Consider the following 21,725-nt stretch of genomic DNA (forward strand, 5'->3'; position numbering starts at 1 on the left):
CACAGACGAAAGCCTCAATAAAACGAACTTTTCGCTTCATACAAGCCTGGGTAATGACAAACCCCTCCTGCCGTCACTTCCCCGGCCGGATCGCGTGTGCGATGTCCCCGGTACGGACGGGGGCGGGGAAGCGCCTACCCTTGTAATGCGATGACTGCGACCACACAGACTGTGACGACACAGGGCGCCGAGGGTGCGGCCCGGACCTACGAGGTGCGGACCTACGGCTGCCAGATGAACGTGCACGACTCGGAGCGGCTGTCCGGGCTGCTGGAGGACGCGGGATACGTCCGCGCGGCCGAAGGGGAGACGCCGGACGTCGTCGTGTTCAACACCTGCGCCGTGCGGGAGAACGCCGACAACCGGCTCTACGGCAACCTCGGGCATCTGAGGCCGGCCAAGATGGCCCGCAAGGGCATGCAGATCGCGGTCGGCGGGTGCCTGGCGCAGAAGGACCAGGGCGAGATCGTCCGCCGGGCCCCCTGGGTGGACGTCGTCTTCGGCACCCACAACATCGGGTCGCTGCCGGTGCTGCTGGAGCGGGCCCGCATCGCCGAAGAGGCCCAGGTCGAGATCAAGGAGTCCCTGGAGACCTTCCCCTCGACGCTGCCGAGCCGCCGCGAGTCGGCGTACGCCGCCTGGGTGGCGATCTCGGTCGGGTGCAACAACACCTGCACGTTCTGCATCGTGCCGTCGCTGCGCGGCAAGGAGAAGGACCGCCGCCCCGGCGACATCCTCAACGAGGTGCGCACCCTCGTCGACCAGGGCGTCCTGGAGATCACCCTGCTGGGGCAGAACGTCAACACCTACGGCGTGGAGTTCGGCGACCGGCTGGCGTTCGGCAAGCTGCTGCGGGCCTGCGGGGACATCGAGGGCCTGGAGCGGGTCCGTTTCACCTCGCCCCACCCCGCCGCCTTCACCGACGACGTGATCGCCGCGATGGCCGAGACGCCCAACGTGATGCACCAGCTGCACATGCCGCTGCAGTCCGGCTCCGACCGTGTCCTCAAGGCCATGCGCCGGTCGTACCGGTCCGAGCGCTACCTCGGGATCATCGAGCGGGTCCGGACCGCGATGCCGGACGCCGCGATCTCCACCGACATCATCGTGGGCTTCCCCGGCGAGACCGAGGAGGACTTCCAGCAGACCCTCGACGTCGTACGGCAGTCGCGTTTCGCCAACGCGTTCACCTTCCAGTACTCCATCCGCCCGGGCACCCCGGCCGCGACCATGGACGACCAGGTGCCCAAGGAAGTCGTCCAGGAGCGGTACGAGCGCCTGGTGGCCCTCCAGGAGGAGATCTCCTGGGAGGAGAACAAGAAGCAGGTCGGGCGCACCCTGGAGGTGCTGGTGGCCGAGGGCGAGGGCCGCAAGGACGACGCCACCCGCCGCCTGTCCGGCCGCGCGGCCGACAACCGGCTCGTCCACCTCGCCGCCTCCGATGTCGCCGCCGGCGCCCGTCCCGGCGACATGGTCACCGTCGAGGTCACCTACGCCGCGCCGCACCACCTGGTGGCCGACAAGGTCCTGTCCGTACGGCGGACCCGCGCGGGCGACGCCTGGGAGGCCCGGCAGGCCGCCCCGCAGCGGGGCAACGCGGTCAGTCTGGGCATGCCCACCATCGGGCGTCCCGCGCCGCTTCCCGCGGAGCCGTCCGCCTGCTCGGCCGTCTGAGCGCCGGCGGAGGCCGCGCCGGTCGTCAGGACAGGCGGCGCAGGACCTCGTAGCAGTAGTCGCGCCGCAGGTCGTCGAATCGCAGGCAGGGATCCTCGACCTGGGTCTGCGCCGCCCCGTCCGCCTCAGTGAGGGGCTGGGCCGTGTCGTGTGTGCCCGCGTCCCGGGCCGCCGTGTCCTTGGGCACAGCGCTCTTGGGTGCAGCCCCCTTGGCCCCGGTGTCTCGTTCGGCCGGTTTCGTGGCGTCGGGGGCGGCGATCCGGGCGGGTCGGTGCCGCTCCTCCTCTCTCGTCCCACCGCGGCCCGCTGTGCCCGCCGTGCCCGTCGAGCCCGTCGAGCCCGGCGACGGCGGCCGGGATCGGGACGAGGGGTCTTCCGCCCGGAGGTGGCGTCCGGGGGGCCGCGGCGCCCCGCTCTCGTGCCCGGGCGGCGGAGCGTCGCGTTCACCCGCCGGACGTTCCCGCTCCGGGACGTCGTCCGTCGTCTCTTCCCGGTGCACCGCCGCGCGCTCCGGTTCCGTCTCCGGCGGCTCGGACGGGGCGGCCGGTGGCGAGTAGAAGGGACCGGCGGCGGGGAATCCGGGCGCCGTACGTGTCGGCGTGACCGGGGAGCGCGGGTCGGCGGCCACCGGCCGGGCGGCCGGGGGCGCGGGGTCCTGCCCGGACAGGACGGCCAGCACGACGCCGAGCCCGGCGATCGCGGTCACGCCGATCACGCCCGTCAGGGCGAGGACGGGATGACCGTCGCGCCGGTGCCGCGGGGTGGGGGAGTAATCCGGCAAGGTCGTGTTCTTCCGTGCGTCGGTCTGGTCTTTCCGATTTCTCAGTCTGCCCGTCACATAGGGATTCGCGAGGCGGTTCCACCGATTTCCGGGAGTCCCAGATATGCCGCCTCGACCATGAATCAGAGAAATGTCCTGGCCGGGGTCCGCTCGCATCGCCCCAGGCAGCATCGGCTTACGCGCGACGCCGGTGGCGCCTTTCGGTGGTTCAGTCCGACGACTCCAATTACCGTATTTCTTGATTTTTGGAGATTTATCCGAGGTCTCGTCGGAGAAAGACAGGGGCGGCGGGACTATCGGGGGCCGTCCGGCCTCGGCGGCCTGTCCACCCGCCGAGCAACGGGGTGAGGGCGGGCTCCGATCATCGGGCACGACTTAGCATCGGCGGTGTGTCCGTTCGTGAACTGGTCGTCCTCGGCACTTCGAGCGCCGTGCCCACCCGTCACCGCAACCACAACGGCTACCTACTGCGCTGGGACGGCGAGGGGTTCCTGTTCGATCCGGGTGAGGGCACGCAGCGGCAGATGCTGCACGCCGGCGTGAGCGCGCACGACATCACCTGGATCTGCGTCACCCACTTCCACGGCGACCACTGCCTGGGGGTGCCGGGTGTGGTCCAGCGGATCGCCAGGGACAAGGTGAGTCACGAGGTGCGGGCGGCCTACCCCGCGAGCGGCGAGACGTACTGGCGCAGGCTGCGCAACGCGTCGGCCTTCGCCGACACCGACGTGATCACGCCCCGCCCGGTGTCCGGCGAGGAGGTCAGGTGGCCGTCGGGCCCCGTGACGCTGACCGCGCGGCCGCTGTCGCACCCCGTCCAGTCGTACGGCTACCGCGTGGACGAGCCGGGCGGGCGCCGCATGCTGCCCGGGGAACTGGCCAGGCGGGGCGTGCGCGGCCCGATGATCGGGGAGCTGCAGCGGCACGGCTCGCTGACGCTGCCGGACGGCTCGACGGTCACGCTGGACGAGTGCAGCGCCCCCAAGCCGGGCCAGAGCGCCGCCTTCGTGATGGACACCCGGCTGTGCGACGGCGCGTTCGCCCTGGCCGACGGCGTCGACCTGCTGGTGATCGAGGCGACGTTCCTGTCGGAAGAGAGCGCGATGGCGGCGCAGTACGGGCACCTGACGGCGGCCCAGGCAGGGCAGATCGCGGCGGCGTGCGGGGTGCGGCGGCTGGTGCTCACGCACTTCTCCGAGCGGTACACGACGGCGGACGAGCCGCGCTTCGTGGACGAGGTGCGCAAGTCCTACGCGGGGGACGTCGTGACGGCGCGCGACCTCATGCGCGTCCCGGTGCCGAAGCGAGCGGACTACCAGGTCCAGCGGGCCACGAAGTAGCCCACGCCGTACGGCGCGTCGTCGTACAGCAGCTCGGCGGCCTGCGGGGGCGCCTCCCGCGCCGCGCCGCCCAGCACCTGGAAGGCCGCCCGGCCCGCCGCCCACAGCTCCCGCGCCAGGGCCGGGTCCAGCGCCAGCAGCCGCCCGGCGTCGCCGGACGCGAGCGCGCCGGCGAGCTCCTCGTCGTACGGCACGGCGTCGGGGTGCACATAGCCGGGCGCCTTCTCGGTGCGCCTGGCCGAGCCGTCGCCCATGACCAGCAGGGCCACGCGAGGCGCCGATCCCGCGATCACGCGGCCGGTGGCGGCGCACTCGTCCGGCGGGGCGTCGAAACCCAGCGCCTCGAAGCGCAGGCCGGGAAGCACACGCGTCCCTTCCAGCAGCCAGCGGCCGATCGTGAGCGACAGGGGCAGGACGGCATCCCCCGGACCCACCCGCACGTCGGGGCCCCACGGGCGCAGCGTCCCGGCCGCGTCAGCGGGAAAGGACGCGGTGACGTCCGCGCCGCCGGCCACGGCCAGCACGTCGGGACGGGCGTCCAGCAGCGAGCCGACCGCCGCGGCGCAGGCCGCGCGCAGGGCGTCGAGCTCGGGTGCGGCGGCCCCAGCGACCTGCGGGACGAGCAGCGGAGGATGCGGGCAGACGGCAGCGGCGACCAGCACCCGCTCACCCTACCCCGACGGATCACACGCAGAATGGGACGCATGGACAGCAGCACGGTGGCGTTCGCGACCGTACCGACCAGGCTGGGCGACGTGCTCGCCGCCGTCACCGGGGACGGGGTCGCCGCGACGGACTTCCGGGACGGGCCCCTGATAAGGCAGCGCATCGCCGGTCGCCTCGGGATGACCCCCGCCGACGACCCCTCCCGTACCGAGGCCGTACGGGAGGAGCTTGCGGCGTACTTCCACGGCGAGCTGAAGGAGTTCCGCGTGCCGGTCGACTGGCGGCTCATGTCGGCGCTCCAGCGGCAGGTCCTCGGCACGTTGTTCGCCACCGTCCCGTACGGCGAGGTGGTGACGTACGGGGAGCTGGCGGCGCGCAGCGGCACAGGGGTCCCGGCGCGGGCCATCGGCTCGATCATGGGCGGCAACCCGATCCCGATCATCGTGCCGTGCCACCGGGTCGTCGCGAGCAACGGGCTCGGCGGCTTCAGCGGCGGCGACGGCGTGGAGTCCAAGCGGTGGCTGCTCACCCTCGAAGGCCACCTGCCGCCCACCCTCGACTGGGACCTGTGACCTCCCCGCCGCTGGGACACTGGACGGTGTGGGGCAGTTTCCTGTGATCGCCGTCGTGGGCGCGACCGCGGCGGGCAAGTCCGACCTGGCCGTCGAGCTGGCGCTGCGGCTGGGCGGTGAAGTGATCAACACCGACTCCATGCAGCTCTACGAGGGCATGGACATCGGCACGGCCAAGCTCTCCGCGCCGGAGCGGCGCGGCGTCCCTCATCACCTGCTGGACATCTGGCCGGTGACGCGGACCGCCAGCGTGGCCGAGTATCAGCGGCTCGTCCGTCCCCTGATCGAGGATCTGCGCTCCCGTGGGCGGGTGCCCGTGCTGGCGGGCGGCTCGGGGCTCTACGTCCGCGCCGCGATCGACGACCTGGAGTTCCCGGGGACCGACCCGGACATCCGGGCCCGGCTGGAGAAGGAACTCGCCGAGACCGGCCCCGCGCCCCTGTACGAACGGCTCAAGGGCCTCGACCCGGTGGCCGCGGAGAACATCCTGCCGAGCAACGGCCGCAGGATCGTCCGCGCCCTGGAGGTCATCGAGCTGTCCGGGCGGCCGTTCTCGGCCACGATGCCGTCGTACGACGCGGTCTACGACAGCGTGCAGATCGGCGTCGAGGTGCCGCGGCCGGTCCTCGACGAGCGGATCGAGCTGCGGGTCGGCCGCATGTGGGAGGCCGGGCTGGTGGACGAGGTGCGTGCGCTCGCCGCGCGGGGCCTCGCCGAGGGCAGAACCGCCAGCCGAGCCCTGGGATACGCGCAGGTCCTGCGGTTCCTGAGCGGCGAGTGGACCGAGGAGCAGGCCCGCGAGGAGACGGTGCGCGCCACCCGCAGGTTCGCCAGGCGGCAGGAGTCGTGGTTCCGCCGCGACCCCCGGGTGGTGTGGCTGCCGTTCGACGCCCCCGACCTGGCAGACCGCGCGATCGGCGTGATCACGGGCACCTCCTAGACTTCTCCCATGCGCTTTGTGAAGGGCCACGGCACCGAGAACGACTTCGTCATCCTGCCGGACGCCGACGCCACGCTGGACCTGTCCGCGCGGGACGTCGCGGCGCTGTGCGACCGGCGCGCGGGCATCGGCGCCGACGGAGTGCTGCGCGTCGTGCGCACCAAGCTCTGCCCGGAGGCGGCCGGGCAGGCCGACGAGGCCGAGTGGTTCATGGACTACCGCAACGCGGACGGCGGCATCCCCGAGATGTGCGGCAACGGCGTCAGGGTCTTCGCCCGCTACCTCGTGGACGCGGGCCTCGCGGCGCCCGGCGAGTTCGCCGTCGCCACCCGCGGGGGCGTCAAGCGCGTACGGCTCGGCGCCTCGGGCGACGTGACCGTCGACATGGGCAGGCCGCTGGTGCTGGGGGAGAGCCGCGCCACGGTCGACGGGCGCGAGTGCCGCGGCGTGAACGTGGACATGGGCAACCCCCACCTGGCGTGCGCGGTGGCGGAGCCGGTGGCCGGGTTCGACCTCGGCCGCGAGCCGGACTTCGACCGCGGCGTCTACCCGCAGGGCGTCAACGTCGAGATCTTCAACGCCGTGGGCGACCACAAGGTGTCCATGCGGGTGCACGAGCGGGGCTCGGGGGAGACGCGCTCGTGCGGCACCGGCGCGGTCGCGACGGCCGTGGCCGCCGCCCACGCCGCCGGTGAGACCACCGGCACGTGGGAGGTGCGGATCCTCGGCGGCACGGTCACCGTCACGCTGGAGGAGGACACGAGCTACCTGTCCGGGCCCGCCGTCCTCGTCGCCTCGGGGGAGTGGCCCGCCGTCCTCTGATCGTTTCAGGGACTTGCAGAACCTTGTTCTGATCCGCCACCCTGAGTCTGGCTGCTGAACCTAGGAGGGCGCATGGACCCGCGCGACGCGGTGGTGGAGACGAAGGCGGCGATCGGCGCGCTCGGCGGGGGATTCATGATCTCGCGGGAGGTCAAGGCGCTGTGCGAGGGCCAGGGCCTCGGCCCGCGGGAGATGTACTTCCGGGGCCGGTGCGGCGTCCTCGGCGAGGTGGACGCGGACGTCGTGCTCGCGGCCGTCGTCTTCTTCTCGCCCGGGCACGTCCGCGAGTCGTGGGAGGGCGGGCGCAAGCTCCCCGCCGAGGAGGCCGCCGCGCTCTACGCCGGGGCCTGTCACGACTGGGGGCGGCGCAAACTCGCCGGGCTCGGCGATCCCGACCGGCTGGCGGAGCTGCTCGCCGCCGTCGCCGACGGCGCGGACCCGTTCTGCGCGCCGCTGTTCGCCGGATGGCGGGCCATGCCGCGGCCCGGCGGCGGGCCCGCCCTGGCCGCCCACCTGCTCCACGTCGTGCGGGAACTGCGCGGCGCCCGGCACGCGACTGCCGTGGTCGCGCACGGTCTCGATCCGCTGGAGGCCGTCCTCGTCGGCGCGGACAACACGGGAACCCCGCTTCCGTACGACCGGACCTCCGACGTCGCCCGCTTCCTCGCCTGGCCCGAGCCGTACCCGGAGCCGCCGGCGGAGGCGGCGGAGCGCAGGGCCGCGGCGGAGGGGCTGACCGACGACCTCGTCGCCCGTGCCTACGCGGCGCTCGGCCCGGCGGAGCTCACCGAGCTGTGCGCCCTGCTCCGGGAGGCCTCCCAGGTGGCCCTCGGGCGATGACCGCGGGGCGACGGCCGCGTGCTGTTTGGGTCATGGTCGGCGACCTGGCAGACTGACTCCTCATGGACGTGGACATCTGGGCTTGGGTGGGTGGCACCCAGCGTGAACTGCACGAGGCGGGCAACACGGGACTGGCCATGGCGCTGGGTGACGTGCCCGCGCAGGCGCTGGAGGGCCGTTTCGCCCAGCTCGACGTCGTGGCGCCGGCGATCGCGCAGCACGCCGAGACGCTGGAGAAGCCGTGGCTGGAGTTCTTCGCGCGCTACTGGCACCTGCTCGGGCGGGTGGGCGACCGGGCGATGGGCGCGCTCGCGCTCGACGACGCCGCCTCGCTGCTGGAGTTCGCCCAGCGTGACGACGTGCGCGAGTGCCCCGGCGCCCCCGGCGCCGTGGAGGTCCTGGCGATCGCCCAGGCCAACACCGACGGTCCCGGTTACGCCGAGGCCCGGCTGGCCGCCCTCGGCGCGGCACTCGACGGCGTCGGCCCGGACTCCCTCGCCTTCTCCGGCCTGGCCACGCAGTACGTCGCGGCCCTGATCGACGCGGGCAAGGCGGCCGAGGGCGTCGCGTACGCCGAGGCGGCGGTCGAGCGCCTGCGCGGGGCCGGGCGCGAGGCGAGCTGGGAGCTGGGCGCCGCCTCCGCGCGAGCCCTGCTCGCCGCCGGACGCCCGGACGACGCCCTGGCCGCGGTGGACGCCTCGGCCGAGTTCAAGCCCGACGACCCGGTCGCGAAGGGCCGCCGCGAGGCCCTGCTCCGCTCGCAGGTGCTGGCCACCCTCGGCCGGATGCAGGAGGCCGTGGACGCGCTCCCCGACCTCGACGTGGTGGGCGACCACGCGCGCGAATGGGTGGAGTGGGCGCACACCGTCCGCATGCTCTCCTCGGGCGGCTCGATCGCCAACACCTGGCAGCTCGGCCGCATCCTGCGGCAGTGGATGTCCTACTTCGAGAGCGTGGGCGGCCACCGCGCGCGGTTCGAGCTCGCCTTGACCGCCGGGCACCTGGCGGTCGCCCGGCAGGGCCTGTGGCAGGCCCGCCTGCTGGCCGACTACGCCGAGGCCGCGATCGCCACCCTCCGGGTCACCGAGGGACTGGCCGAGCGGGTGGCCGAGCTGCGCGCCGCCGCCGACGCCGCCAAGGAACTGCCGCCGCCCGGCCCCCGCGACGAGCTGGTGGCCTACTTCGACGCCGCCGACGGCCGCACGGCCGACCCCGAGCGGTGGGTGGGCTGGCTGTGGCCGCTGTCCGGCACCGACCTCGAGGCCACCCGGCGTCACACCACGACGCTCGGTTTCCTCGGCTACGCCCCGGTGGGCGCCGACGTCTACTGGAAGACGATCGTCGAGGACGGCGACCCGGCCGCCACGGGCGACGAGGACATCGCCTATCTCACCGGCCTGCTCATCGAGGCCGGGCAGGACGAGCGGGTGGAGACCCTGGCGGCCCGGCTGCCGGAGACCGGTTCGCACCTCGCGCTCGCCCGGCTGCACCGTGCGCGCGAGCGGTGGGAGCAGACGGCGGCCGAGGCCGAGCAGGCCGTCGCCCACGGCGGCGGGCTGGAGGCGCGCCGCCTGTGGTCGGGCGCGGTCCAGCAGCTCGGCGACAACGCCAAGGCGGCCGAGATCCTCAAGCCGCTGGTCGAGTCCGGCGAGGGCGAGGAGGAGGACGTCTGGCGGATCATCGTCCTGTCCACCGCCGTCGAGGACTGGGCGACCGTACGGGCCGCCGGCACCAAGCTCGGCATGCCGATCGAGCCGGGCGAGGGACCGATCGAGGAGGAGTGGCACCTGGTCCGGGTGATCCTCCCCGCCCCCGACGGCACCCAGCGGGAGGTGCTCGCCGTGCGGACCGGCCCGGCCACCGCCCGCCTGGCGATCCCGCAGCCGCGCGGCATGGAGTACAACGCGGGCGACGTGGTCGTGATCGACCCCCGGCCGCTGGAGCCGATCCCGGAGGACGAGCAGGAGCGGGAGAGCTTCGTGATCCCGTTCGCCGGGGTGACGATGCTGCGCCCGGGCGGCTACACGAGCTGGTTCTTCGACGGCGCGGCGCCGTCGGAGGACGAGTGGGCCGAGTTCAACGAGGTCCTCGCCGAGCGGGGCTGGCCGATGTGGGTCTACAGCGACGAGAGCTACCGCGTCACCCACCCGGCCACCGGTGAGCAGCTTCCCGGTGTGTTCGGCTGGATCGCGATCCCGCCCACCGTGCGGCCGGCCGAGCTGGACGCCGTCCTCGACGACGTCACCGAGCAGTGGTCTCACCCGCTGGCGTGGCTCGACCTCGCCCGCGAGGTCGGCATCGAGGCCGAGCGGCACGAGCGGATCTCCAAGGAGTACGGCCTCTGATCCAGCCGTTCCGCACCCTGGTGGAACATTGCTCTAGAGTCGATTTCGATTCGTGAGCGAGGAGGCGGCGTGATCCTGGACCGGTTCCGTCTTGACGGGAAAGTGGCCATCGTGACGGGGGCGTCGTCCGGGCTCGGCGTCGCCTTCGCCCGGGGCCTCGCCGAGGCGGGCGCCGCCGTGGTGATCGGAGCCCGCCGTCCCGAGGGTCTGGAGCGGACCCGGCGGCTGGTCGAGGAGACCGGCCGCCGCTGCCTGGCGGTCCCGACCGACGTGTCGGTCCCCGAGGAGTGCCAGGCCCTCGTCGACGCGGCCATGGGCGAGTTCGGCCGGGTCGACGTGCTGGTCAACAACGCGGGCGTCGGCACGGCCGTGCCCGCCCTGCGGGAGACGCCCGCCGAGTTCCGCCGCGTGCTCGACGTCAACCTGAACGGCACCTACTGGATGGCCCAGGCCTGCGCCCGCGTCATGCGGCCGGGGTCGTCGATCGTCAACATCGGCAGCGTGCTCGGCGAGACCACGGCCGGGCTGCCGCAGGCGGCCTACAGCGCGTCGAAGGCCGCCGTCGCCGGGCTCACCCGCGACCTCGCCCAGCAGTGGACCTCGCGGAGGGGCATCCGGGTCAACTGCCTGGAGCCGGGCTTCTTCGACTCCGAGATGACGGCGGGGTATCCCGACGGCTATCTCGACCGCATGCGGGAACAGCGGGTCCTGATGAAGCGCTCGGGCGACCCGGAGGAACTCGTCGCCGCCGTCGTCTTCCTCGCATCCGACGCCGGTTCGTACGTCACCGGAGCGGTCATTCCGGTCGACGGGGGAATCCTCGCCACCTGATCGCCGCCCGCCGAGTGGGTCGTCCTCACCCATCGCCGTCGGGCCCTCACGGCCCGGAATGCCCGTGTGGAGAAAGATCACCGGACGATCACGATATGGAGATCAGGTGGCATTTTTCACCATAAGAAGGGCAGCAGGGCCCTAGCCTCAGACCTGTTGTAAAAAACAGGATCCGTGTTGCGTCAAGCGCAACGCCTGTGCGTGTGCCCTGAGGAGTCGTTGGCCCCCCGCTCTTCATTCACGGCGTGCGAGCGGCAGCCCTCGCGCCGTGCTTTGGCGTTTCCGGGCGTCCACGCCGCCTCGCGGGCGAGCGCCAAGTGAGGGGAATCAGAGTGGGCACAGCCGCGATCGAGGTTCGCGGGCTCTGGAAGATCTTCGGTCCCAAGGCCGACCGGATCATCGGCAGCCCCGACGCCGACCTTGAACCCGCTCAGCTGCGGGCGAAGACGGGGTGCACCGCCGCCGTCAGGGACGTCAGCTTCGAGGTCCGGCCAGGCGAGGTCTTCGTCGTCATGGGCCTGTCCGGCAGCGGTAAGTCGACGCTGGTGCGCTGCCTCACCCGGCTCATCGAGCCGACCGCGGGCGAACTGCGCATCGACGGTCAGGACGTGCGCGCGATGTCGGCCAAGCAGCTGCGGGAGCTCCGCCGTCATCGGGTGAGCATGGTCTTCCAGCACTTCGGGCTGTTGCCGCACCGCAAGGTCGTGGACAACGTCGGCTACGGCCTGGAGATCCAGGGCGTCGGGAAGTCCGAGCGGCACGAGAAGGCCAGGCGCATCCTGTCGCTGGTCGGGCTGGAGGGCCATGAGGACTCCTATCCCGAGCAGTTGTCCGGTGGTATGCAGCAGCGGGTCGGGCTGGCCCGCGCGCTCGCCGTCGACCCCGAGGTCCTGCTGTTCGACGAGCCGTTCAGCGCGCTCGACCCGCTGATCCGCCGCGACATGCAGGCCGAGGTCATCCGTCTGCACCGCGAGGTCGGCAAGACCATGGTCTTCATCACCCACGACCTGTCCGAGGCGCTCAAGCTCGGCGAGCGCATCGCGATCATGCGGGCGGGCGCGATCGTGCAGGTGGGCACCCCCGAGGAGCTGGTCGGGGCGCCCGCCGACGACTACGTGGCCGACTTCGTGCGGGACGTCCCCAGGGCACAGGTGCTGTCGCTGCGCTGGATCTGCCGCGCCCCGGAGCCGGACGAGCCGCTCGACGGTCCCGAGCTCCCCGCCGACACCGTCATCCACGACGCGGTCCCGGCCGCGATGGCCTCCGACCGTCCCATCCGGGTCGTCGCCGACGGCGAACTGGTCGGCGTGGTGAGCCGGGTCGACATCCTCGGCGCGGTACGGCCCGAGAGCGAGCCCGTGGTAGTCGCCGCCCCCGCCAAGGCCGGTGAGGAGCCCGAGCCCGCTCCCGAGGAGCCGCCGGCGGAAGCCGGGGAGGCCGGGGAGGCGTCGGAGGCCGAGGAGGCGCAGGAGGCCGAGAGGGCGGACGCCGGCGAGCCCGTCGCTTCCGATGAGCCGGTCGCCTCGGGCGAACCTGTCGCTTCGGACGAGCCGGTCGCTTCGGACGAGCCTGTCGCCTCGGGCGAACCTGTCGCTTCCGATGAGTCTGTGGCCTCCGGCGAGGCCGGCGAGGACGCCGCCGTCGAAGCCGTCCAGGAGAAGCGGGCGGCGCGGGACGAGGGCGACACGTCCGTCACCGCCGAGACGAGGACGCGCGGGGGCGCGGCGGTCGCCCCCGCCGGCGCGCCCGGGGAGGCGTAGATGGTGAGCGCACCTGTGCAGGTGGCGCCGCCCGTGCAGGCCCCGGCGCGGGTCCGGCGCCTGCCGCGATGGGTCGCGCCGGTCGCCGGAGTGGTCGCGGTGGTGGCCCTCTACGTGGCCTTCCGCGGCAAGGCCGTGCTGCCGCACGACGACGACGCCTCGGTGTTCCATTGGCTCAACGACGCCCGTGACTGGGTCGACGCCAACCGCAACACCAGCCCGATCTTCCTCTATGTGGTCAACTACCTGCGCCTGGGCGTGTCCGAGATCTACACGCTGTTCCAGGGGGCCTTGGTCGCCCTGGGCTGGCCGGGGCTCATCGGCCTGGCCACCGGTCTCGGCTGGCTCGCGGGCGGCTGGCGGATCGCGCTCGTGTCGCTCGCGGGCTTCGCCGGCGTCGGGGTGCTCGGGTTCTGGGAGGCGAGCGTCGACACGCTCGCGCTGACGCTGTCCGCGGTGGTGCTGTCGCTGCTGTTCGGCATCCCCCTGGGGATCTGGACCGGCCGTTCGCCCCGCGTACGGCGGATCGTGACACCGGTGCTCGACGTCATGCAGATCATGCCGACGTTCTCGTACCTGTCGCCGATCGTGCTGCTGTTCCTCATCGGACCGGCGTCCGCGACGGTCGCCACGATGATCTACGCGATGCCGCCGGCGATCCGGATCACCTCGCTGGCCATCCAGCGGGTCGCGGGCGTCGCTGTGGAGGCGTCGGAGTCGCTGGGCGCGACCGGCTGGCAGACACTGCGCAAGGTCCGCCTGCCGCTGGCGCTCAACACGATCATGCTGGGCGTCAACCAGACGATCGCCGCCGCGTTGTCGATGGTGCCGCTGGTCGCGCTGATCGCGGCCCCCGGACTCGGCGTGGACCTGCTCCGCGCCCTCGCCCGGGTCAACGTGGGCGCCGCGCTCATCCCCGGCGTCGCGATCGTGCTGCTCGCCATCGTGCTCGACCGCATGACGCGGGCGGCCGCCCAGCGGCGTGACGGCGGGGGGCGTGCGCGCGTGGTCCGCTGGGCCGGCTTCGCCGTCCTGACCGCGGCCGGGCTGGTCCTGACCCCCGTGCTGGCGCAGGAGTTCCCCGAGCAGTGGCACGTGCAACTCGTCCGGCCGATCAACGACGTGGTCGAGTGGATCGAGACGCACTGGTACACCTTCACCGGCTTCCTCAACGACGTCGTCGCGTACGGCCTGCTCAATCCGCTGCAGGACGTGCTGACCAGTGCTCCCTGGTGGCTGATCACCGCGGCGGTGCTGGTGTTCGCCTGGCGGGTGAGCGGACCGGTGGCCGGTGTGATCGCCGCGGCCTGCCTCGCGGGCGTCGCCGCGCTGCAACTGTGGCAGCACGGCATGGAGACGCTGACCATCGTGCTGGTCGCCTCCGTCATCACGATCGCGGCGGGGCTCGCGCTCGGCGTGCTGGCCGCGCGGTCGCGGTGGTTCGCCGCCGGGCTGCGGCCGATCCTGGACGCGGCGCAGACGATGCCATCGTTCTCCTACCTGCTGCCCGCCGTGGCCTTGTTCGGCAACGGCCGTTTCACCGCGATCATGGCCTCGTTCATCTACGCGGTGCCGGTGGTCGCGCGCCTGGTCGAGGACGGCCTGCGGGCGGTCCCCGCGACCGTCATGGAGGCGGCCAAGTCCGCCGGCTCCACCGATCGGCAGCTGCTGTGGAAGGTCCAGCTGCCGATGGCCCGCGGCTCGCTGCTGCTCGCGGCGAACCAGGGCATCGTCATGACGCTGGCGATGGTGGTGATCGGCGCGCTGGTCGGCGCCGGAGCTCTCGGATACGACGTCGTGGCCGGAATCGCGCAGCAGGAGGACTACGGCAAGGGCCTCGCGGCCGGCGTCGCCCTCGTCCTCCTGGGAGTCATGCTCGACCGGATCACGCAAGGCGCCAACGGGCGCCGCTCTCCCCACAAGAAGAGGAACGCATGAAGAAGTTACGCCTAATCGCAGGGGTTCTCGTTCTCGGCCTCAGTATGGCCGCCTGCGGAGGCGCCAAGGTCGAGGACGACTCCGCGGCGGCGCCGAGCGCGAACGCCGCGGGCTCCGCGGGCGCGTCCGCGGCGGGCACAGTCAAGATCGCGATCAACGGCTGGGTCGGCTACGAGGCCAGCGCCGCCGTCGTGTCGTACCTGCTGGAGAAGGAGCTCGGCTACAAGGTCGAGAAGGTGACCCTCGCCGAGGAACCCTCCTGGCAGGGCATGGAGTCGGGTGACGTCGACGTCATCATCGAGAACTGGGGCCACCCGGACCTCAAGAAGAAGTACATCGAGGAGAAGAAGGTCGCCGTCGAGGCGGGCAGCACGGGCAACAAGGGCGTCATCGGCTGGTACGTGCCCGAGTGGATGGCGCAGGAACACCCTGACATCACCGACTACAAGAACCTCAACAAGTACGCCGACCTGTTCAAGACGTCCGAGTCGGACGGCAAGGGCCAGATGCTCGACGGCGACCCGTCCTTCGTCACCAACGACGAGGCCCTGGTCAAGAACCTGAAGCTCGACTACAAGGTCGTGTACGCGGGCAGCGAGGCCGCGCTGATCAAGGCCGCCAAGCAGGCGACCGAGCAGAAGAAGCCGCTGCTCATGTACTTCTACGAGCCGCAGTGGCTGTTCAACCAGGTCAAGCTGGTCAAGGTCAACCTTCCCGCGTACACGGAGGGCTGCGACAGCGACCCCAAGAAGGTCGCCTGTGACTACCCGCCGTACGACCTCGACAAGATCGTGAGCAAGAAGTTCGCCGACACCGGCGGCAAGGCGTACGAGCTGATCAAGGCCTTCCAGTGGACGAACGACGACCAGAACTCGGTCGCCGACGACATCACCAACAACGGCATGTCCGCCGAGGACGCGGCCAAGAAGTGGGTGGAGGCCAACACCGCCAAGTGGCAGGCCTGGATGCCCAAGTGATCTAACGGGTCTTTCCTGCCTGCCGCGGTCGCCGCGGCAGGAGATCACGGGACACTCCCGGGATCACGACCCCGCGCGCCCGGCCGGGCGCGAGCACTCGTCGGCCGCGATCCCCGCGATCGCGGCCGATCACGCTTGTTGTGGAATACTCTCCCGGTGTCGCCGCGGCCCCGCCGCTCGCGTTCGCCGCCCGTACGACATCAGATGAGGTCAGATATGAGGATCCGTCTCCTTGCCGGCGTGCTGACGCTCGCGCTGGCCATGACCGCCTGCAGTGGCGGGAGTTCGGATGACGCCGCCGGAGCAGGCGCCGCAGGCGGCACGAAGACCGTGCGACTGGCGATCAACCCCTGGATCGGTTACGAGGCCAGCGCCGCTGTCGTCGCCTATCTCCTGGAGCACGAGCTCGGCTACAAGGTCGAGGAGATCGAGAGCGGCGAGGCGGACTCCTGGAAGGGCTTCGAGAAGGGCACGGTCGACGTCGTCCTCGAGAACTGGAGCCACCCGGAGCTGAAGAAGGAGTTCATCGAGGACAAGAAGGTCGCGATCACCGCGGGGGAGAACGGCAACAAGGGCGTCATCGGGTGGTACGTCCCCGAGTGGATGGTCCAGAAATATCCGGACATCACGGACTGGCAGAACCTGACCAAGTACAAGGACCTGTTCAAGACCGACAAGAGTGACGGGCTGGGCCAGTTCCTCGCCGGTGACAAGTCCTTCGTCACCAACGACGAGGCGCTCATCAGGAACCTGAAGCTGCCCTACAAGGTGGTCTACTCCGGCAGCGAGGACGCGCTGATCGCGGCGGCCCGCAAGGCCACCGAGAACGAGACCCCGCTGCTGATGTACTTCTACGAGCCCCAGTGGCTGTTCAACCAGCTCAAGCTCGTCAAGATCAACCTCCCGCCGTACGCCATCGGGTGCGACAACAACGTCAAGACGGTCAAGTGCGACTATCCGCCGTACCTGCTCGACAAGATCGTCAGCGTGAAGTTCGCCAAGAGCGGCGGCAGCGCGTACGAGCTGATCAAGAACTTCGTCTGGACGAACGACGACCAGAACGCCGTGGCCTACGACATGGCGGTGAACAAGATGAGCGCGGAGAACGCCGCCCGCAAGTGGGTCGAGGCCAACAAGATCGTCTGGCAGGACTGGATCCCGGCCTGATCCGGGGACGCTGATCCACGGGGCCGGATTCCACCAGACCGATTTCACCGGGCCGGATCCACCGAACTGATTTCACCCGGCCGGATCCACCGGACCGATTTCACCGGGCCTGAGCGAGGGGCGTGGCGCGCACGGCGTGCCGCGCCCTTCGTCGTGGTGGTGTCCCCGTCCCGCGCGACTGGCGCCCGATGCCCTGGAACCGCCGCAAAGCCGTACCTGATGCCTTGTGCCGGAGTTCGCCGGGGTGATCACGAAACTCGCACTTCTGTGCGTGCCTCCTTTGCCACCTTTTTGCACTTTGCTATATCTGAGGGGGATATTTCATTACCTAGGGGTGACAGTGGGCGGGCGTGGTATCCGGTTGATCGCCGGGATCTCCGTAGCGGTGGCCGTGCTGGCCGGTTGTGGGCCGATGCCGGAACTCGACGACGCCCTCACGGGCCAGGGCGGGGGCGGCAAGAGCGACTCACAGACAGAGGGGGGCGTCAATCCGCTCGACAATCCCGACGGCACCGGACCCGGGTTGAAGGCCATCACGTCGGACAAGGACCGGGCGGAGGCCCGCAAGCTGATCGACAAGGTGGCGACGAAGGGCCGGGGGGCGAAGACCGGCTACGACCGCGACAAGTTCGGCTACGCCTGGGCCGACAACGTGGAGGACATCCCGTGGGGCCGCAACGGCTGCGACACCCGCAACGACCTGCTGAAGCGGGACGGCCGGGACGTCAAGTATCGCAGCGGGTCGAACTGCGTCATCACCTCCATGACCCTGTACGACCCCTACACCGGCAAGACGATCGACTGGAGCAAGTCGAAAGCGGCGGAGGTCCAGATCGACCACGTCATGCCCCTGTCGTACGACTGGCAGATGGGCGCGTCGCGGTGGAGCGAGAGTAAGCGCAAGCAGATCGCCAACGACCCGCTCAACCTGATCCCCGTCGACGGTTCGACGAACGGCTCCAAGAGCGACTCGGGCCCGGCCACCTGGCTGCCGCCCCGCAGAGAGATCCGCTGCTCCTACGCCGTGCGCTTCGCCCAGGTCGCGCTCAAGTACGACCTGCCGGTGACCTCCGCCGACAAGGCGGCCATGCTGGAGCAGTGCAAGTAGCTGGAGCAGTGCAAGTAGAAGGCCTGCTTCATCGGTAGACGATCTTCCTGGCCGACCGGCCGGGGAAGACGACGACCAGGTGTTCCTCGGGGCCGGTGCCGTCCACTCCCCGGGCGTAGACCCGCACGCGGTAGCGCCCGGGGCCTTTCACCGCAAGGTTCGGCAGTCGAGCCCCGGCACCCTCGTCGTCGCCGTCGGCGTACGAGGGCATCTGCAGCCGCCCGCCGCGGCTGACCACGCCGACCTCGGCCACCTGCTCCCAGCCCCGCAGCCGCAGCGGGGGCGCCGCGTCGAACGCCTTGACGGTCAGGCACATCGGCTGGTTCTCGCCGTACGTCATCACGGCCACCGTGCCGCCTCCGGCGGCGACGAACCCGTCGTCGATCGCCGCGTCGAAGACGCCCTCGCCCTCCGCCGAGGTGTCCTCCGGGTCGTACACGGCGTAACCCCCGCCCTCGAACAGGAAGTACGCGGCCGTGCCCTGCCGCCGGGCCCGCAGCCGGGGCCAGGGATCTCGGCAGCGGGCGTTCTCCTCCGCGACGTGGCGGTCGGCGTCCGCGCGCACCTAGGACTCGGAGCGCAGCGACTCGGGTTCGTCGGCGGCCACAGCCGTGGGGCAGAGGAACACCAGCGCGTTCCTGCCGGCGCCCGACGAAGCGCGCTCGCTGCCGGCCTCCTCGAGGAGAGCGTGCTGCTGCGCCCCGTCCGCGGCCGCGCAGAGCCTTCTGCCGTAGGCCAGGACGTACTGGTCGGGAAGAGTGTCGGGGAACATCGGCGGCAGCCCGTCCATCGTGCTGCGCGCATGGCAGAGGAAAGCCTTCTCCCTGTCCTCCGGCCGGGTGTCGCCGTAACGGCGGTACGAGGCGGTCCACTCGTAGCACTCCTCGCCCCAGCCGGTGAAGGTGAATCTCGGGGCGGTCTCGGGCCGCACCAGCACGAGGAGGGGCAGGATCACGGCCGCCGCCGGGATCGGCCTGGGCAGGCGGAACGGGCGCGCGGGGCGTGGCACGGACCGTGGCGCGGCGAGTTCGTGGGCGGAGCGGGCGAGCCACACCGCGAGCATCACGCCGTCGGCCTCGTCCAGCAGCAGGGTCAGGGGCCAGGCGGCGGACGAGACCACCCATTCGAGGCCCGCGCCCGCCAACGGGACGGCTGGCGAGAGCCCCAGGCTCAGCCAGCCGGCCGCGAGCGTCGCCCTGCTCCACCGCCCGTCGCGGTGCTGGCCGATGAGGACCAGCGTCTGCCAGGCCGGCGCGGCCAGACTGAGCAGCATGATGCCGATCTTCAGCGACGGCGTGCCCGCGAACAGCGACGGCTCACCCGGGAACAGCGACGGCGCGTGCGGCGACATGGTGGCGATGGCGAGCGGCAGGAGCCAGTTCTCCACCAGGGCCGCCGAGGCCGCCAGTGCGGCGACGACGGCGCAGAGCCGGACCCACCGGCCGGAGAGGACCAGCGCGAACAGCACCTGCATCAGGCCCCACAGGGTCGGCTCGACGAAGTCCTTCAGAAACCCGGGGAGCAGGCCGGCCGGCAACCGGAGGACCACGGCGTGGGCGACGGTCAGATAGAGCAGACGCCGCAGCCAGACCTCCCCCGGCCGCCGTGCGGGCCCGCCTGCCCGGGGAGGGCGAGCACCTGCCGCAGCATCCAGGTCTTGAGCGCGAGGATCGCGAGGAGAACCGGCACCGCGACCACGACGGTGTGCCCGTCCATCAGGACGTCCGCGCGGAACTCGTCGAGCGGACACCACAGCACCGCCAGCCACAGGGGCCCGACGTCCCAGGTGACGAGAGCGGCCACGGCGGCGACGCCGGCGACGCCGAGGTAGAGTCTCGGCACCCACAGCTCCGGGCGAAGCCGCACCACGTCACGTCCTTCCGCACGGCAGGAGGACGATCTTAGGGGGCCGCACCGACAGGCCCCCGACGGACTGTCACGACGGACCGGCCCGATGAACCGCCCGGCAAACCGGGCGGACGGACCGGCCCGACGTACCCGAAGGCCGCCCGCTGCGACGGACCGGCCCCGAAAGACCGGCTCCGAAAGACCGGGCCCGGAAGACCGGGCCCGGAAGACCGGGCAGCCCGCTTCGGACAGCTCGGCCACCCGCGTGACCGGCTCAGGACGAGGGCCGGGCCGATGGCTCAGCCGCAGACGGTGTGGGGGTCGTCCACCTCGGGCGCGGTGTCGTCGACCGTGACCTCCAGCTGGGCGGTCGAGGCGACCAGGCTCCCGGCGGGCGCCTCCGCCGCCTTCTCGTCCACCACGATGCCGCGCTCCCCGAGGAGCTCGTACGTGGAGGGGTCGAAGATGATCTCCTCGCGCACCCCGCCGGAGACCCGGCCGACGCCGATGCCGGACCGTCCCGCGGCGTCCTCGATGTTCTCGGTCACCGTGACCCCGGGGATCGTGGCGGCGGCCTTGAACAGCGCCGCGCGCTGGGGGGCCGGCACGTACGTCTCCCGCAGCAGATCGCCGACGGCAGTCCACGCCCCCGTGTCGGGTGGATTGTCGCCGCGCGGCCGGTCGTACAGGTAGGAGCGCATCTTCTCCGGGTCGGCGGGCAGCTTCTTCAGCGTGATGTAGGCGGTGTCCCGCACGCTGTCACAGGCGGGGAGCCGCATCCACTCGGTGCCCTTCTCCTTGTACGCCTCCGGCGGGATCGGCCAGCCGGGGTAGGCGCGGGGCTCCAGATGGTCGATCTTCAGCGCGCCGTCCCTCGTGCCGTCGGCCGACAGCCAGATCGTCCGCTTGGTCCGGTAGAGGTAGCGGGACTCCTTGTCGCCCTCGCCGACCACGGTGGACTCGTACATCGTCTGGGAGCTCACCTTGACGAACTGGTCGTCGCGCGGCGACAGGTCGGTCACGGCGCGGGCCGCCCTGCCCAGCACCTCCTCGGCCGACATGGCCGACACCTCCGGCAGCCTCACGACCCCCGGGCGCACCGTCGCCGGCCGGGGCTCCGGCCCTGTGAGGACGGTGGTGACGGCCGCGGCCCCCGCCGCGGCGAGCAGCGCCGTCCCGCCCGCGAGGAGCACGTACGGACGCGGGCGCGGGCGGGCGGGACGCCCCGCGGGGTCGGCGAGCCGCCGCCGTACGGCGGCCTTGGCCGCCAGAGAGTAAGGCGCGACGTCCGGCCGTTCCCGCGCCACCAGGTCGATCTCGTCGGTCATGAGCCGTTCTCCTCGGGAAGGTCGAGATGGCGGCGCAGCTTCGCGCGCACCCGGTGCAGGCGCGAGCGGACCGTGCCGATGGGGATCTTCAGCGCCTCGGCCGCCTCCTCGTAGGAGAGGTCGGCCCAGGCGACCAGCAGGAGCAGGTCGCGCTCGGCGGCCGACAGCCTGGCCAGCGCGGCGGCGAGGGCGGGCCGCAGGGCGGCGGCGCTCGCCCGCTCCGCTCCGCGTTCCTCCTCGTGGAAGCCGCGCTCGCCGGCGTCGCGCGGCGCGCGGGCGAGCGCTCGCAGGCGCCGGACCTCGGAGCGGCGGTGCCCGGAGATGAGGTTGCCGGCGATGCCGTACAGCCAGGGACGGGCGTCCGGCCGGGACGTGTCGTACCTGTGCCGCTTGCGGAACGCCACGAGGAACGTCTCCGCGGTCACGTCGTCGGCGTGCTCGGGGCCGAGCCGGCGGCCGGCGTAGGCGTGGATCTCGTCCGCGTGCCGGTCGAAGACGCCGGCGAACCGCTCGGGCGCGGTCAGCGACGCCTCGATCAGCCCGGCGTCGCTCGGCTCGTCGCCCTCCGGCCCGGTGCCGCGTGATGCGGTGTCGTACCGCCGGGTGCCGACGGCGCCGGCGCCGCGTGCCCCGCTGCGGGTCCCGGTCCCTGGCGCCGTGCCGTCGCGCGAGCCGCCGGGCTCGCGACCGGGGGCGACCGTGGGGAAGCGCGTGTCGCCGGAGACCGTCCTCACCACCCGTTTTGTCCGTTCATAGGGGTTATCCTTCCGCGGGCGTCGTCGCGCCCT

The 21,725-nt window shown here is 71.8% G+C and carries 19 protein-coding genes and 1 pseudogene; 13 read left to right on the forward strand and 7 right to left on the reverse strand.

Annotated elements, in window-relative coordinates:
• Nucleotides 1–150: 150 nt before the first annotated feature.
• Nucleotides 151–1,674, forward strand: a complete 1,524-nt coding sequence (gene miaB, locus ACWEQG_RS01250) for a tRNA (N6-isopentenyl adenosine(37)-C2)-methylthiotransferase MiaB (RefSeq protein ID WP_452280644.1) — start codon at nt 151–153, stop codon at nt 1,672–1,674.
• 25 nt (nt 1,675–1,699) lie between these two features.
• Here the strand turns inward: miaB and ACWEQG_RS01255 are convergent, their stop codons facing one another.
• Nucleotides 1,700–2,455, reverse strand: a complete 756-nt coding sequence (locus ACWEQG_RS01255; protein WP_452280645.1) for a hypothetical protein — start codon at nt 2,453–2,455, stop codon at nt 1,700–1,702.
• Between the two features lie 389 nt (nt 2,456–2,844).
• On the opposite strand from ACWEQG_RS01255, the gene ACWEQG_RS01260 reads away from it, so the two are divergent.
• Complete coding sequence (locus ACWEQG_RS01260; RefSeq protein ID WP_452280646.1) at nt 2,845–3,795, forward strand: ribonuclease Z; 951 nt, start codon at nt 2,845–2,847, stop codon at nt 3,793–3,795.
• Here ACWEQG_RS01260 and ACWEQG_RS01265 read toward each other — a convergent pair.
• Entirely contained in the window at nt 3,768–4,457 is a 690-nt protein-coding gene (locus tag ACWEQG_RS01265) for a class III extradiol dioxygenase subunit B-like domain-containing protein (protein ID WP_452280647.1), read from the reverse strand. The genes ACWEQG_RS01260 and ACWEQG_RS01265 overlap by 28 nt on opposite strands.
• Nucleotides 4,458–4,499: 42 nt before the next feature.
• Between ACWEQG_RS01265 and ACWEQG_RS01270 the strand changes: the two genes are divergently transcribed.
• From ACWEQG_RS01270 to ACWEQG_RS01320, 11 genes and pseudogenes are all read left to right on the forward strand, one after another.
• On the forward strand, nt 4,500–5,033 hold the full coding sequence (locus tag ACWEQG_RS01270; RefSeq protein WP_452280648.1) for a methylated-DNA--[protein]-cysteine S-methyltransferase: 534 nt from the start codon (nt 4,500–4,502) through the stop codon (nt 5,031–5,033).
• A 28-nt stretch (nt 5,034–5,061) separates the two neighbouring features.
• Nucleotides 5,062–5,973 carry a tRNA (adenosine(37)-N6)-dimethylallyltransferase MiaA gene (gene miaA / locus ACWEQG_RS01275; RefSeq protein ID WP_363466008.1) on the forward strand — a complete coding sequence of 304 codons (912 nt, stop codon included), beginning with the start codon at nt 5,062–5,064 and terminating at the stop codon, nt 5,971–5,973.
• Between the two features lie 9 nt (nt 5,974–5,982).
• The gene (gene dapF, locus ACWEQG_RS01280; RefSeq protein ID WP_452280649.1) at nt 5,983–6,795 is read left to right on the forward strand and encodes a diaminopimelate epimerase; all 813 of its coding nucleotides are present in this window, start codon (nt 5,983–5,985) and stop codon (nt 6,793–6,795) included.
• A gap of 72 nt (nt 6,796–6,867) precedes the next feature.
• A complete protein-coding gene (locus ACWEQG_RS01285) occupies nt 6,868–7,635 on the forward strand; it encodes an SCO6745 family protein (protein WP_452280650.1) in 768 nt (255 codons plus the stop codon).
• A gap of 62 nt (nt 7,636–7,697) precedes the next feature.
• A complete protein-coding gene (locus ACWEQG_RS01290) occupies nt 7,698–9,980 on the forward strand; it encodes a tetratricopeptide repeat protein (RefSeq protein WP_452280651.1) in 2,283 nt (760 codons plus the stop codon).
• A gap of 69 nt (nt 9,981–10,049) precedes the next feature.
• Nucleotides 10,050–10,811 (forward strand): SDR family NAD(P)-dependent oxidoreductase, encoded by a 762-nt coding sequence (locus ACWEQG_RS01295; protein ID WP_452280652.1) that lies wholly within the window; start codon nt 10,050–10,052, stop codon nt 10,809–10,811.
• 317 nt (nt 10,812–11,128) lie between these two features.
• A pseudogene (locus tag ACWEQG_RS01300) lies at nt 11,129–12,175 on the forward strand (quaternary amine ABC transporter ATP-binding protein); the annotation flags it as partial.
• A gap of 396 nt (nt 12,176–12,571) precedes the next feature.
• Entirely contained in the window at nt 12,572–14,509 is a 1,938-nt protein-coding gene (locus ACWEQG_RS01305) for an ABC transporter permease (RefSeq protein ID WP_452280653.1), read from the forward strand.
• Nucleotides 14,506–15,486 (forward strand): ABC transporter substrate-binding protein, encoded by a 981-nt coding sequence (locus ACWEQG_RS01310; protein WP_452280654.1) that lies wholly within the window; start codon nt 14,506–14,508, stop codon nt 15,484–15,486. The genes ACWEQG_RS01305 and ACWEQG_RS01310 overlap by 4 nt, the downstream gene beginning before the upstream one ends.
• A gap of 216 nt (nt 15,487–15,702) precedes the next feature.
• Nucleotides 15,703–16,653: an ABC transporter substrate-binding protein gene (locus tag ACWEQG_RS01315; RefSeq protein ID WP_452280655.1), complete on the forward strand. Its 951-nt coding sequence runs from the start codon at nt 15,703–15,705 to the stop codon at nt 16,651–16,653.
• 340 nt (nt 16,654–16,993) lie between these two features.
• Nucleotides 16,994–17,761 (forward strand): GmrSD restriction endonuclease domain-containing protein, encoded by a 768-nt coding sequence (locus ACWEQG_RS01320; RefSeq protein ID WP_452280657.1) that lies wholly within the window; start codon nt 16,994–16,996, stop codon nt 17,759–17,761.
• 28 nt (nt 17,762–17,789) lie between these two features.
• Here ACWEQG_RS01320 and ACWEQG_RS01325 read toward each other — a convergent pair whose 3' ends face one another.
• From ACWEQG_RS01325 to ACWEQG_RS01345, 5 genes are all read right to left on the reverse strand, one after another.
• Entirely contained in the window at nt 17,790–18,326 is a 537-nt protein-coding gene (locus tag ACWEQG_RS01325) for a hypothetical protein (protein WP_452280659.1), read from the reverse strand.
• Nucleotides 18,327–19,310 (reverse strand): hypothetical protein, encoded by a 984-nt coding sequence (locus ACWEQG_RS01330; protein ID WP_452280661.1) that lies wholly within the window; start codon nt 19,308–19,310, stop codon nt 18,327–18,329. It lies immediately after the preceding gene.
• A 14-nt stretch (nt 19,311–19,324) separates the two neighbouring features.
• A complete protein-coding gene (locus tag ACWEQG_RS01335; protein WP_452280663.1) occupies nt 19,325–19,630 on the reverse strand; it encodes a hypothetical protein in 306 nt (101 codons plus the stop codon).
• Nucleotides 19,631–19,908: 278 nt separating this feature from the next.
• Nucleotides 19,909–20,937, reverse strand: a complete 1,029-nt coding sequence (locus tag ACWEQG_RS01340; RefSeq protein WP_452280665.1) for a CU044_5270 family protein — start codon at nt 20,935–20,937, stop codon at nt 19,909–19,911.
• Complete coding sequence (locus tag ACWEQG_RS01345) at nt 20,934–21,671, reverse strand: RNA polymerase sigma factor (RefSeq protein ID WP_452280667.1); 738 nt, start codon at nt 21,669–21,671, stop codon at nt 20,934–20,936. Before ACWEQG_RS01345 ends, ACWEQG_RS01340 begins: the two co-directional genes overlap by 4 nt.
• Between the last annotated feature and the right edge of the window lie 54 nt (nt 21,672–21,725).

The sequence above is a fragment of the Microbispora sp. NPDC004025 genome (genome assembly GCF_053604425.1).